A 14,493-nucleotide genomic window follows, 5' to 3' on the forward strand; every position below is an offset into this window, starting at 1 on the left:
ACGGGGCTAACTTTAATTTGCTGCTTTTTGGCTGCTACCTAAGCCTAAATAGCTTTCGATCACACCAGGATGATGCAACAACTCGGATGCCGGTCCACTGAGGCTTAAACGCCCCATTTCCAATACATAGGCGTAATCCGCAATTTGCAAAGCGGCACGCGCATTTTGCTCAACCAGCAAAATGGAGGTGCCCTGCTCTCTGAGATATTGAATCATCTGGAAAATTTCCCGCACAATCAGGGGTGCCAGGCCTAAGCTCGGTTCATCCAGCAACAATAAGCTAGGATTGGTCATTAAGGCACGCCCTAAGGCCAACATTTGTCGCTCACCGCCAGATAAGGTACCGGCGTATTGCTTACGCCGCTCTTTTAAGCGTGGGAAGAGCTCATAAATGTCCTTGAGCTTGTATTGACGCTCACCATCCTTGTCCGAGCGGAATCTAAAGGCGCCTAAGATGAGATTATCCTCAACCGTCATGGAGCTAAATAGCTCGCGTGTTTCCGGCACCAAACTGAGGCCACGCCCGACCCGTCGCTCAACCTCCAGCGCTGAGATATTTTCTCCCAAATAATTAACCACGCCGGTACTGCGCGCATTCGTTGGTAAATTACCCATCAGGGCATTCATCAAACTGGTTTTACCAGCACCATTGACCCCGATCACGGTAACAATTTGACTAGGGTGCATTTTTAGACTGACCTCTTCAACCGCCTGCACCTGCCCATAGTAAACGGAGATATTCTGCGCATCTAATAATAATTCTGAAGAATTACTCATCTGCCACGCCTCCTAAATAGGCTTCCAAGACGGCCGGATTCGTTTGCACCTGTGCCGGTGTCCCTTCGGCAATTTGCGTACCGAAATCCATCACCACCAGATGGTTAGTTAAACGCATTACAAAATCCATATCATGTTCAACTAATAAAATGCTCATCCCTTGATCACGCAAAGCACATAAGACCGTCGCTAATTCCTCTTTTTCCTTATAGCGTAAGCCCGCTGCTGGCTCGTCCAATAATAATAAACTTGGGTCCAGACAGAGTGCACGCGCAATTTCCACGATACGCTGCTGCCCTAGTGACAAGCCCCCCACGGGCAATAAGGCGTAGTCCTCTAGCCCGACACGACGTAATTGCTTCATCGCCTCATCCAATAGCTGATGCTCGGATTCACTTTCTAAGTGCAAGGCCCCACGAATCGCACCGCTACTGGCACGTAAGTGAGCACCTAGGGCAACGTTTTCGACCACACTGATATCGGGCAATAACTGCACATGTTGAAACGTTCTCGCCACGCCTAACTCGGCAATACGGTGCGCCGGCCAATTGGATATATCCTGACCTTTGAACAAAACCTGACCGGAAGTCAAGGCTAAGACCCCAGTAAGTAAATTAAACGTGGTACTTTTACCAGCACCATTTGGACCAATTAAGCCCATAATTTCACCAGCTTTAATATCAAAACTGATGTTATTAACCGCAACTAGCCCGCCAAATTCCTTACGAATATCGCGCACCTGCAAGATCGCTTGCTCCATAGCAAGCGGCTGAGATTGCTTCTCAGGGCGTGGTGCTAAAGGGGTAACTGGCTTTTCTAAGCGTAAGCGCTCAACCCCATAGGCTAAACGCGTACTGCCACCCTCTGCCTGCGTCTCCGTCTGACGTGCATCCTTGATTCGTCTAAACCACTGCACTAGCAAAGGAATTAGACCATTACGGGCGTATTGCAGGATGAGCACCATCATCACGCCAAAAAACACCATCTCGACATTGATATTACTACCAATGACTTTAGGCGCAATATTTTGAATTTGATCGCGCAGAATCAAGATCATGGCGGCACCAAAAATAGCGCCCCATAAACTACCAAATCCACCGATAATGGCCATAAACAAATATTCAATACCGTAGTTCAGACCAAAAGTGCTGGGACTCACCGCCCGCTGCTCGTGGGCATATAGCCAACCGGCCAAACCAGCTAAGAGCGCAGCATAGACAAAAGCCAGCATCTTGTAATGATGGGTTTTAACACCAAAGGAACGAGCCATTAACTCACCGCGATTTAAGGCGCGGATGGCGCGACCAGTACGTGAGTTTAAAAGATTCTGACTGAGCCACAAAGCCACTAAGACGCAGAACCAAATCAAATAAAAATTATTCCTTGCCGGTTGCAGTGAAATACCGAAAATATGAATTGGTGGCACGCCTGGCAAACCGTCATGACGCCCCAAAAAGCTCATATTACCGAATAAATAATAAAATACCAGGCACAGCGCAATCGTACTTAAAGGTAAAAAATGACCCGATAAACGCAGCGTCAATTGCCCTAACATCCATGCCACCACACCCGTGATTAGAAGGCCAACCGCCAATCCTAAAAAGGGTGAATAGCCCAGGCTCACCGTCATATACGCCGTGGCATAGGCACCCATACCGACAAAGGCGGCTTGACCAAAAGAAGTCATGCCAGCGGACCCAGTCAAAATCACTAAACCAAAGACCACCAAAGCCGAAATCCCGATACTGTTCATCTGATTAATCCAGAACTCCGGCACAAACGATAACTGTGGCAAGATCAGTAAAAACAGAATAAACAGCAACACCAAAGGATTAAACCTACGTAGCTTAGTGTTTGTATGAGAAGGTTTTAATTGCTCCATCTTATTCCTCCTCATCATGCTTTTGAATGGTTAATGAACGAATTAACAACACGGGTAAAATCAGGGTGAACACAATTACTTCTTTATAGTCACTTGCCCAGAAGGTACTAAAGGCCTCAATCACGCCCACCGCAACGGCCGCCACCGCCGCAATTGGATAGCTCACTAAACCACCGATAATGGCACCAACAAAGCCTTTAAGACCAATCATAAAACCGGTTTCATAGGTAATCGTAATAAATGAGACCAATAAAATACCAGACACCACACCAATTAGCGCCGTAATCCAAAAGCTGATATAACCAGCTAAGCCAGTACTGATGCCCATCAAACGCGCCCCTTTACGATTCACTGCCGTTGCACGTAAGGCCTTACCATAGATGGTTTTTTCAAAGAAAATATACAAGGCAATAATAATAAACACGGTCATGGCAATCACAAACAGACTTTGATAGCTCCACGACAGACCAAAAAACTCGACTGTGCCGTCGAAAAACGGCTCAGAAACGCGCCAACCCTCAGCGCCAAAAAAGACTAAGCCCAAGCCCACAAAGGCAAAGTGCAAGGCAATGGAAATAATTAACAACAGTAAGCCTGGTGCCTCCGATACCGGTTTAAACACTAAGCGATAAACCATAGGGCCAAGCGGCACAATCAACAACAGTGTCAATAAGGCCTTTAACCAGATGGAGGGTTGCGTCGCTAAAATAGGTGGCACTAACAAAGCCAAGGCAAAGGGTAATAATAGATAAAGCAAGGCTGCTTTTAAAAGCTGCGGTGCCGAACAGGCACGCTTGATTAAAAAGCGATACAGCTCCATCAAGAAAATCAGTGTACCGAATACTGGTAAGAGCCAGATAGTGGCAGGCGTTTGACCATTTACCATAATGGCAAAAGTCAAGGCACCAAAAGAAACAAACTCACCTTGAGCAATAAAAATAATACGTGTCACGGCAAACACGAGTACCAAGGCGACAGCCATCAGGGCGTAGATAACCCCGGTTACCAAACCATCCTGCATCAGGATTTTGGCGATTTCCCAATTCATAATTGTACTTAGTCTAACAGTTGCTGCTTATCAAAGCGGTAAACTTAAATCAACTCCGCTTCGGAGCTCGATTATATCTATACTTGAAAAGTTTTTTTAAGACGTTGATGAGTAACAATTCAAGCAAACACTTGTGAATGTGCCGGACCACATGCAGTCCGGCCAATCACATTTAAGGTCTCATTTATTCTAAATCAGGATCATACACCCACTTACCATCCTGAACTTTGACCAAGACACGAGCACGCTCGTCAAGACCGGTATGATCCTCTTTAGAGGTGTTATACACGCCATGCACACCGATGACCTCTTGGTGATTTTCTAAGGCATCACGTAGGGCAGCACGAAACTCCTCAGTACCAGGCTTGGCACCAGTATTTATGGCTTGAGGAATGGCAGAATTAATCAAAATCGAGGCATCCCACATATGCGCACCAAAGCTATTCATGGAATTTTCACCAAATTTAGCATTATAGAGCTTGGCGTATTCTACACCACCGGCTTTAGAGGGGTGTGAGTCGTCTAACTGCTCAGCCACCACCACCGGTCCAACCGGTAATACCACGCCCTCACATGCCTTAGCACACACACGTAAAAAGTCGCCATTTGCCGAGCCATGGGTATGATAAGTTATTCCCTTATAGCCACGCTGAATTAATTCACGCTGTGGTAAAGCGCCTGGCGTACCTGCGGTACCAACTAAAATCGCATCTGGTTTTGCTGAGATCAGCTTCATCACCTGACCGGTGACGCTGGTATCATTACGCGCAAAGCTCTCTTTGGCCACAACCTTAATCTCGGAGCCCTCTAAAGCACGCTCCAATTCGGCTAACCAACCGGTGCCATAGGCGTCCGCAAAGCCAATGTAGCCGACTGTCTTAACACCGCGTTTTTCCATATTTTTACGAATTGCAGCGGCCATTAAAGCGTCATTTTGTGGGGTTTTAAAGGCCCAAATCTTGGCGCCCTCTTGCGGCTCAACCACCACGGCATTACCCGCTAAACTGATCACGGGCACCTTCATCTCAGCACCAACGTCTACCATCCCAAGTGAGCCAGGTGTAACAGTGCTACCCACCATCACATCGACATTTTGCTCACTAATCAACTTACGCATATTACGCACGGCTTGAGAAGTGTCGGTCGCATCATCTAATACGAAGTAGCGGAGCTCCACCTCACCCACCTTAGTCGGTAGAAGTTCAACTGTATTGCGCTCATGAATACCGAGAGAAGCTGCTGGGCCAGTAGCCGACACTGACACCCCGATATTGACCGTTTGCGCCATCACTGAGCCGGCAGCTAATAAAGACGCCACCAGTAGAGCGGGTTTGCTGAGTTTAAAAGTCCCCATGTATACTCCGTTTAATGCTTGGTTTTTGTTAATAAAGTGTTAAGTTTAACAGAAAGCCTTTGCTCCATAATAAAAGCCCGAAGGCTATTTGCAAAGAAAGTAGCATTTAACACCTCGTTGCCAAGACTTATTTTAAAAATCAAGCTAAAACTCAGCCGTAGCTAGCGTTATGAGCAGCGCAGTCTGATACACTATGAGGCTTAACAAAAATTAGCCATCGCCCTTATGAATAAAATTATTTTTGATTTCCTGCCACTTATCCTCTTTTTTGTCGCCCTGAAACTCGGTGATATTTATATCGCAACCAAGGTAGCAATGGCAGCGACCGTATTGCAAATTATCTGGTTAAAAGTTAAACGGCAAAGGATCGAAGCCAGTCATTGGCTAAATTTAATTGTGATCGTGTTATTTGGCGGCTTAACCATTTATTTACAGGATGAGAATTTTATTAAGTGGAAGCCCACCGTGCTTTATTGGATCTTTGCTTTGATTATTGCGGGTGCGCTGCTCATCAGTAATAACAATCTAATTAAACGCTTGATGGGTACTCAAATCACCCTACCCGAACCCGTATGGACAAAATTAGCTTATAGCTGGTCGGCATTTTTTGCACTCATGGGTATACTTAATTTATTTGTGGCTTTTTCCGGTTATTTTACGATTGATCAATGGGCTACCTTTAAAGTATTTGGTTTGACCATATTATTAATTGTCTTTGTGATCGGGCAGTCCTTAGTACTGGCCAAGTATATGCGAGACGAGGAGCAGTAGCGCTAGCCTACTGCTTTAAGCTTAATTTATCATGTTAATGAACTTTTGACGCCTTGGGCTGTCCATTGATATACATTTGGAGTTTGAGATGAATGAGCAAATACATTCGAGTTTAGCTGAGGAGCGCGTCGAGATGATTCGTCAGCGCTTAGCCGTATTAGAGCCAATTGAGTTAGAGGTTAGTAATGACTCACATCTACATGCTCAGCATGCCGGTAACCGCGACGGTGCCAATCACTTTACGGTGACCATGCGCTCAGCCAAATTTGATGGCATCACTCGGGTTCAGCGCCAACGTCTAGTCTACGCTGAGCTACAGGATCTGATGCCTTTCCCCATTCATGCCTTGGCGCTAAAGCTAGTTGGCAGCAACGATTAATACATCTAATCAAGTTTATTTTTATTTTTAACCATCACTAGGAGTTCTATGAAACGCTTTATTTTAGCGGCAGCAGTCGCCTTAGCCTTTCCAGCCTATGCACAAAACGCCGCCACGGTAAATGGTCAACCCATTCCGCAAGCGGAAATCGACACCATGATCAAAGCCATGAGCTCTCGCGGCATGGAGGATACACCTGAAAACCGCAAACTGATCTTAGACCAATTAATTACGGGTGAGGTATTATCGCAAGAGGCTGTCAAACAAGGCTTAGACAAGGACGAGCAAACGCGCCTATTGATTGAAAACTCACGCAAGGAGATTTTGATTAACTCCCTTATTGCCAAGTGGATGGAAGATCATAATCCCTCGGAGGCAGATATTAATAAAGCCTATGATGAGCTCGTTGCCGACAGCAAAAATACCAAAGAGTACAATATCCGCCACATTCTACTCAAAGAAGAAAAAGAGGCGCAGGAATTACTGAAAAAAATCAAGGATAAGAAAATTGATTTTGCCACCGCTGCCAAAGAAAATTCCATTGATCATGGTTCAGGCAAGGAAGGCGGTGATCTAGGTTGGGCTGAAGCACAAAACTTCGTACCTGAGTTTGCCGATGCCGTGGTTGCAGCCAAGCCTAAAGAAATTGTGGCGGAACCCGTTAAAAGTCAGTTCGGCTGGCATATTATTGAGGTCTTAGACGAGCGTAGTGTAGAGCCTCCTACCAAGGATGAAGCAACCCCTGGCTTAAAGCAAATGATCCAACAACAGCAACTACAAGCCTATGTTGAAGAGCTACGCAAAGCGGCCACCGTGGTTGAATCAAACGATGACGGTCAAAAAGAGGAAGCAGCTAAAAAGAAGTAGTGACTAGCTAATCCTTGCTCTGATTGTAGTAGTCAGGTAGTCAACATGCCTCCCCAGGTTACGATATACATTGGTGGAGGCATGTTGCATTTTAAGCCGCTGCTGCTCGCACTAAAACCCTAATAGCGCCTTTAAAGCATTCTCATCCAATACTGTCACGCCCAGTTCTTCGGCACGGTGCAGCTTACTACCAGCATCCGCTCCGGCTACCACGTAGTCAGTTTTTTTAGACACCGAAGAAGTCACTTTAGCACCGGCTTGGCGTAGCAATGCCGCCGCTTCATCGCGGGTCCAATGACTTAAGGCACCCGTTAAGACAAAGGTTTTACCTAGCACCGCTTGATTCGGCGATGACGCTGAAGCTGCATCCGCAGTGCCTGTTGCGGCCACCCCTGAGCGCAGCTCATACACCGGATTCAAGCCCAATTCAGCTAATTCATGAATCACCTGTTGATTATGCTCCTCAGCAAAAAAATGCTGAATTGACTCGGCAATCGCCGGACCCACATCCTCAACCGCTTGCAAGTCCTCACGGCTCGCCTGAGCTAAGGCCGTGATACTGCCAAAATGCGTGGCTAAGTCACGCGCCGTGGTTTCACCCACATGGCGTATGCCCAAGGCATAAATAAAATTAGCTAATTTGACCCCTTTACTCTTTTCAATGGCATCCATCAGATTTTGCGCAGATTTAGGCCCCATGCGCTCTAAACTAGCGACTGATGCTGCTGTTAAACGATATAAGTCGGCTAATGACTTAACCATCTCTTTTTCAACTAATAGCTCGGCCAGTTTATCGCCTAAACCCTCAATATCAAGCGCTTTGCGACTCGCAGCGTGAATCAGACTTTGCACTCGCTGCGCTCGGCAAAATAACCCCCCAGTACAACGCCATACCGCTTCTCCTGGTAAACGCTCAATGCTAGAGTGACACACCGGGCATGCCTGAACCATGGTAAAGGGCTGCGCATCTTCAGGTCGTAAATCCAAAACCGGCGCCAATACTTCAGGAATCACATCCCCTGCTCTTCTGACAATCACCGTATCACCAATCCGAATATCCTTACGGCGAATCTCATCTTCATTATGCAAGGTGGCATTGGTGACAGTCACGCCCCCTACAAACACCGGTTTTAACCTGGCCACCGGTGTCAGGGCACCAGTACGTCCGACCTGAATATCAATGCCCTCCAACAGCGTCTGCATTTCTTCTGCAGGAAACTTATGCGCTAAGGCAAAGCGCGGCGCCCGTGATACAAAACCGAGCGCTTCCTGTAAGGCTAAACGATTCACCTTATACACTACCCCATCAATATCAAAGGGCAGCGCGGCACGCTTGGCTTCAATCCCTTGATAAAAATCGAGTAGCCCCGCTACCCCCTTGACCACAGCTCGATCTGGTGAAATAGCAAAACCGAAATCACGTAATCGCTCCAACATCCCGGATTGCGTCTGGGCTAAGACCACAGTACTTTCAAGCTGACCCCAGCCATAAGCATAAAAACGTAAATGACGGCTGCGCGTAACTTTAGAGTCTAATTGACGCAAACTGCCGGCAGCCGCATTACGCGGATTCACAAAAGGCTTAATGCCAAGCTTTTCCTGTGCCTCATTCAGCTTATGAAAATCAGCTTTATGCATTAAAACCTCACCACGCACCTCCAGCACCTCGGGTATCTCATCGCCAGTGAGCATTAAAGGAATACTGCGAATTGTGCGAATATTTTCGGTCACATCCTCACCTTGCATGCCATCGCCACGCGTGGTGCCTTGAATCAACCGACCTTTTTCATAGCGCAAATTAATCGCTAAACCGTCAAACTTCAACTCCGCTAAATACTCAATTTCCTCACCTGCCATCAGCAAATGTTGCGCTCGTAGTCTATCGCTAGTCCGCCGATTAAAAGCAACTATATCACCGTCATTAAAACCATTATTTAATGAGAGCATTGGCACCGCATGGGTGACCGTTTCAAACATCGTGAGAGGCGCTGCTCCCACCCGTTGAGACGGTGATTCAGGCTTAATCCACTCCGGGTGCTCAGCCTCAATGGCCAATACACGCTGCACTAAACTATCATATTGAGCATCGGAAATCGTTGGCGCATCCTTGACATGATACGCATAATCATGCGCCATAATCTCTTGATACAGCCGCTCTAATTCTTGTTGTAACTCTGACATAGCCATAAAATTTAATTAAAAAAGCCGCAGTCAAGGAATAACCGCGGCCATCATATTTAACAAATGCCCTAATGCGCTTTATAAGCCTAGGAGAAAACTCGCCGCGCACGCTCAGAACCGGCGCTCAGACCTACCTCATCAAGCTTTTGATAGATCTCATAAATTTGCTCATCCACTGCCGCCACTAGATCATCACGCTCAAGCGGTTGATTTTGATCATCGACTATGCTTGCGCGTAATAAACCGGCGAGGTCACGTGCCGCCCCCACCATTTTGCCAAAGGCATGACGATCGGCTGGGCTGTTAGGCACATCCAATAACAGTTCAAGACGCTCAACGCTTGCGGACTCCACCTGACTCAGTGCCAGTCCATCAAACAACATATAAAAACACACCTGACCCTGATTATTTAACCACGCCAAGGTTTGTCTATAATCTACAAAACCTCGCTTACGAGCAATTTCCGCCACTGACTTAAGCGGCTGCGGTCCCTCAAGTAATAAGCTTAATCCCACCTGTGCATCTAAGGAAGCGCACATATCATCTAAGCCCAAGGCATGCTGCTCAAGATCTTTAAAGCTAGGAGCCTCTAAATCGGCATCAAACTGCTGAGCCATCTCATCGGCGATCATCATCGCTGCAGACCAATGCACATCCTGCAAAGGACCTAAGCGGTTCGACATCAAGACCGCCAGTTGCAAGGCGACATAAGGCACATCTGGACGAATCACTGCGTGACACATACCGTCTTCTGTTTCTGCAAAATAGCGAATTGCCTTATCATCAGCAGTGGGAAAACGCATCACCTGCTCGATAATGGTTCGACCTAGTAGCGGACGCTCGAAGCGCAAGTCCACCACCGCTTCCGTCATTGGATCTGGCCCCGTCTCACTCATCTCGGCGATCGCCGAAGCTCGCGCTTGCTGTGAAGTAGCAGAAGGTACAGGGGCTGAAGCAGTATGCTCTACCGCTGAGCCTCTCTGCTCACCAGCCGCTGTCGGCATCTCAGCCAGCTGCGGCTCAGAATCCGCTGCAGCGGCACCAAAGGATACGGTAGAACCCTCATCCTCAGCAGCCTGCATCGCACCTAGACTAGGACCATCTCGCTCGCTACTTAGTACGTGAGGAGTGGACTGAAACGGTGCTTTAGGATTAGCAAAACCCTCTTGACCATCCAATAAAGGGTCGGAGTCACTTTGATTAAAATGACGATTTAAACGCTTTTGTGCCTGCTGATCCTGCCACCAATTATAAAGTAACACCAGACCAATAATGACGAGGCCGATGACAATCAGCGTAATTTGCAAACTATTCATGCGTCAACCTTAAAAATCCTATCGAAATCCGTGCCTAAGTATATAAAATATATAAAAGAAAGAGCTAATCGTATATTTTGCCCTATTTTAGCCCGTTGATGTGTAAGCTATTGCATCAAAGCACTGTTTAGTCAGCACCCATCATTTGTACTGCCGTATCCAAGTCCACCGCCACAATCCGTGACACACCCTGCTCCTGCATCGTGACCCCGACCAGTTGCTTCGCCATTTGCATGGCGATTTTATTGTGAGAAATAAATAAGAACTGCGTCTGCTTACTCATTGAGCTCACCAAATTAGCATAACGTTCGGTATTGGCATCATCCAGCGGCGCATCCACCTCGTCTAAAAGGCAGAACGGTGCGGGGTTCAATTTAAATAAAGCAAAAACCAAGGCGGTTGCGGTTAGCGCCTTTTCCCCACCCGATAAGAGATGAATGGTGCTGTTACGCTTACCCGGTGGTTGAGCCATCACCTGCACCCCTGCATCCAGAATTTCCTCACCGGTCATCACGAGCTTAGCTTGCCCGCCGCCAAACAGCTGCGGAAATAGTTGTGCAAAATGATCATTAACCAAATTAAAGGTTTCCTGTAATAACTGACGCGTTTCGCGGTCAATATTACGTATTGCCTCCTCCAAGGTATCAATGGCTTCCTGCAAATCCGCTTGCTGCGCATCTAAAAAGGCCTTGCGTTGCTGAGCTTGCTCTAGCTCCTCCAAGGCGGCTAAATTAACCGAACCCAAGCGCTCTATGGCACGCGAAATACGCTGAGTTTCAGCCTGCAACCACTCGGCTTGTGCCTCTGCCGTAGCCATTTTTGCCAATTCTGGGCTGGCTTCAATAAATTGCTGCAAGCTTGTACGATTAAGCTCGTGTCGCTCCAATTGCTCGGTAAATTGCTCTGCGGCTAATCGCGCCGCCTGCTCATCTAATTGCAGCTGAGTAATCTCTTGGCGCCGCGGCTCAATCGAGAGTTCTAGTTGCAGACGCTTTTCATCCTGTTCGCGTAAACGCAATTCGATTGCCTCTAGCTCCATGCGCTTAGCAGCTAAAGTCTCCTCTTTTTCCTTACGTATTGCGAGTAGCTCCTGTAATGCGGCTTGGGTGCTTTGCTGATCAATATCGAATAACTCCCCTTCGAGCGACTCCAACTCAAGTTTCGATTGCTCACTTTGCTGCTTGGCTAAGGACTGATTACGTGTTAACTCCTCGGCACGGGATTTAAGACTACGTTGTTCAAACTCAATTTCACGTGTTGCGCGCTCGAGCTCCTGCGTGCGCTGACGAATTTCGCGCATTGCCGCAACACTCGCCTCGGCCTCTAAATTCAAGGTGGCATAAGCCTCACGCTTTTGCTCTAATAATTCCTGGTTGGATTCCAAATCCAAACTAAATCCCTCAATACGCGCAGCGTACTCCTCGTGCTGCAAGGCTAACTCGTCTAAATCCGTCGTTAGCCGCTTTTGTAACATATCGGCTTGCTCGATTTTTTGCACTAATTGACTATAGGCCAATTGATGCTCATGTAAAAAACGGCTCATTTCAGAGACACGTTGACGTGCCGGTCCCAAGGCTTGATTGCCATGCTGCCACTGACGCTCCGCTTGCTGTAAGCTCGTACTTAATTGCTCACTGATTAAGCGCTCCGCCTTAATCTCACGCTGTAAGTTATCGATTTCTTGTTGCCGCGCTAGCATGCCTGCTTGTGCATTATCCGCCGCATAGAATAACATTCCGTAGCTATCAACGACATGCCCTTGCTGCACCACCAAACGCGCTCCTGGGGCAAGCTGCTCACGTTTGGATAAAGCCTCTTGTAGCGTATCAACCACAAACACACCGTCCAACCAAAGCGCTAACAACCCCTTAAGATCAGGGTCTGGACAACGCACTAAACTTAATAAAGGCTTGAAGCTAGGGTGTTGCTCATTGAACGGCATGGCTGTAGGCTTTTGATAGAGCATCATACGAGTCGGTGGCTGATCCGCTGCCAATGAGACGGCCGCATCTAAGCTTGGTATTTCCAAGGCACTTAAACGCTCCCCCAACACAGACTCCAAAGCCATATCCCAGCCAGCCTCTATGTGGATCTTTTGCCATAAGGGAGAACTAGCCTGCAAGCCATGCTTTTTAAGCCAAGGCTCAAGCTCTTTATTTTGCATCACATCGGCTTGCAGACTTTGTAACGCCTCTAAACGGGCTTCTAACCTTGACACGACTTGCTGCGCTTGTTGCGCCTCCTGTGCCGCTTGACGTCGTTCCTCATCATAACCAGGCAAGCGCTCTTCAATTTCAATCAGCTGTGCCTGCGCCTCGGCTAATTGATGCTCTGAATTATCACGCTCCGCCTTGAGCGTATCCAATTTAAGGTGTTCGGGTGCAACCATGGCTGACTGTTCTTGCAGCAGGCGCTCACGACGACTACTTAACTGCGCTAGTTGACGCTCACTATCGCTTTTTTGCTGTTGGGCTAAGGCCTGCTTTTGCTCTAAACGAGATAAGTCTAGACGTAGTTCCTCTTTATTCCTATCAAATTGCGCGACCCGCTCCTCAATGGCCGGGAGCTCTTCTTGAATTTGCTCTAAGCGCGCCTGACTCTCCTCGTAGTGAATTGCGGTTTCTTCTAATTCACCAGCTACCTCTTCCAACTGCACGGCACAATGCTGAAACTGGGCATCCCACTCCTCAATTTGTTGCTGTAAGCGACGCTTATTGCTCTCTAAACGTTGGCGTGATTCAGTCGCGTGACGAATCTCCGCTTCTAGACTGGCCACTTGGGCATTATTCTCATAGAGGGCCGTTTGCGCCTTATGTAAGGCATCGCCCGCTTGATAATGTGCTTGGCGCCGGTACTCCAACTCCTTTTCTATTTGTCGGAATGAGGCTAAGGCCTCCTCTAACGCACTTTGAGCCGCTTCTCTTTGGAATTTTTTAGTGGTCTGCTCCTCAATCGCACTTTGCTCTTTTAAATACCAAAAGGCAAATTGCTTTTGCTCGCCCTCGGCTTGTAGGCTACGATAACGTGTAGCCACTTCGGCTTGCGCCTCTAAGCGCCTTAGCTGATTAGCTAGCTCACTAAGAATATCCTCCACTCGGGTCAGATTTTCGCGAGTATCGGCTAAACGATTTTCAGTTTCACGACGACGTTCTTTATAGCGAGAAACGCCTGCCGCCTCCTCTAAATAGGTACGCAGTTCCTCTGGTTTAGCCTCAATCAGTCGGTTAATCATGCCTTGACCAATAATGGCATAACCTCTGGCGCCTAAACCAGTCCCCAAAAACACATCATGAATGTCGCGCCGGCGCACTTGTTGGTTATTGATATAGTAGCTACTGGTACCGTCACGCGTCAGAATACGGCGTACAGAGATTTCGGCAAACACGCTCCATTGACCGACCGCCCGCCCCTCGCTATTATCAAATACTAACTCGACTGAGGCGCGACCTGCCGGCCGGCGCTCATCCGAGCCGTTAAAAATAACGTCCTGCATGGATTCACCGCGCAGCTCGGAGGCTCTCGTTTCACCCAGCACCCAACGCACGGCATCAATAATATTAGATTTACCACAACCATTTGGTCCCACAATCCCGACCAACTGACTGGGTACGGGTATGGTGGTGGGATCGACAAAAGATTTAAATCCGGCTAATTTAATTTGAGTAAGGCGCACGCTTTAAAAATTCCGCTTTAAATTTGACTAAAATAATGGTTTCGGATAAATAGCATGAATGCTTTTTAGCAAAGGAGCTATTTTATCGCAGCACAAGGTATATTCGCTGACTTTATCCTGACTTTTGGCATCAATATAAAATTTCATTTTATAGCTATGTTACAGTAATCATTTTAAGAATTGACGGTAAAGCAGATTGAGTTGCGCTTATTTATTGTATGAACAACAGTATCAGGTGGAGTTGA

The 14,493-nt window shown here is 47.4% G+C and carries 10 protein-coding genes; 3 read left to right on the top strand and 7 right to left on the bottom strand.

From position 1 onward, the window contains the following. Positions 1-12: 12 nt before the first annotated feature. From HMPREF3144_RS06135 to HMPREF3144_RS06150, 4 genes are all read right to left on the bottom strand, one after another. Complete coding sequence (locus HMPREF3144_RS06135; protein WP_070476948.1) at positions 13-777, bottom strand: ABC transporter ATP-binding protein; 765 nt, start codon at positions 775-777, stop codon at positions 13-15. Next, the gene (locus HMPREF3144_RS06140) at positions 770-2,659 is read right to left on the bottom strand and encodes a branched-chain amino acid ABC transporter ATP-binding protein/permease (RefSeq protein WP_070470376.1); all 1,890 of its coding nucleotides are present in this window, start codon (positions 2,657-2,659) and stop codon (positions 770-772) included. The genes HMPREF3144_RS06135 and HMPREF3144_RS06140 overlap by 8 nt, the downstream gene beginning before the upstream one ends. 1 nt (position 2,660) lies before the next feature. Continuing rightward, a complete protein-coding gene (locus tag HMPREF3144_RS06145) occupies positions 2,661-3,707 on the bottom strand; it encodes a branched-chain amino acid ABC transporter permease (protein ID WP_070476950.1) in 1,047 nt (348 codons plus the stop codon). A gap of 184 nt (positions 3,708-3,891) precedes the next feature. Then, positions 3,892-5,061 carry an ABC transporter substrate-binding protein gene (locus HMPREF3144_RS06150; protein ID WP_018026345.1) on the bottom strand — a complete coding sequence of 390 codons (1,170 nt, stop codon included), beginning with the start codon at positions 5,059-5,061 and terminating at the stop codon, positions 3,892-3,894. A gap of 225 nt (positions 5,062-5,286) precedes the next feature. Between HMPREF3144_RS06150 and HMPREF3144_RS06155 the strand changes: the two genes are divergently transcribed. From HMPREF3144_RS06155 to HMPREF3144_RS06165, 3 genes are all read left to right on the top strand, one after another. Next, positions 5,287-5,832 (top strand): septation protein A, encoded by a 546-nt coding sequence (locus HMPREF3144_RS06155; RefSeq protein WP_018026344.1) that lies wholly within the window; start codon positions 5,287-5,289, stop codon positions 5,830-5,832. 88 nt (positions 5,833-5,920) lie between these two features. Continuing rightward, complete coding sequence (locus tag HMPREF3144_RS06160) at positions 5,921-6,211, top strand: BolA family protein (protein ID WP_018026343.1); 291 nt, start codon at positions 5,921-5,923, stop codon at positions 6,209-6,211. Positions 6,212-6,259: 48 nt separating this feature from the next. Next, positions 6,260-7,078 (top strand): peptidylprolyl isomerase, encoded by an 819-nt coding sequence (locus tag HMPREF3144_RS06165; RefSeq protein ID WP_070476952.1) that lies wholly within the window; start codon positions 6,260-6,262, stop codon positions 7,076-7,078. Between the two features lie 111 nt (positions 7,079-7,189). Here HMPREF3144_RS06165 and ligA read toward each other — a convergent pair whose 3' ends face one another. The 3 genes from ligA to smc all read right to left on the bottom strand — a co-directional run bounded on the left by ligA (position 7,190) and on the right by smc (position 14,248). After that, a complete protein-coding gene (gene ligA / locus HMPREF3144_RS06170) occupies positions 7,190-9,259 on the bottom strand; it encodes an NAD-dependent DNA ligase LigA (RefSeq protein ID WP_083290410.1) in 2,070 nt (689 codons plus the stop codon). An 86-nt stretch (positions 9,260-9,345) separates the two neighbouring features. Then, complete coding sequence (locus tag HMPREF3144_RS06175; RefSeq protein WP_070476956.1) at positions 9,346-10,575, bottom strand: cell division protein ZipA C-terminal FtsZ-binding domain-containing protein; 1,230 nt, start codon at positions 10,573-10,575, stop codon at positions 9,346-9,348. A gap of 127 nt (positions 10,576-10,702) precedes the next feature. Beyond that, complete coding sequence (smc, locus tag HMPREF3144_RS06180; protein ID WP_018026339.1) at positions 10,703-14,248, bottom strand: chromosome segregation protein SMC; 3,546 nt, start codon at positions 14,246-14,248, stop codon at positions 10,703-10,705. Positions 14,249-14,493 lie beyond the last annotated feature (245 nt).

The sequence above is a fragment of the Oligella sp. HMSC05A10 genome, assembly GCF_001808335.1.
Taxonomy (GTDB): Bacteria; Pseudomonadota; Gammaproteobacteria; order Burkholderiales; family Burkholderiaceae_B; genus Oligella; species Oligella urethralis.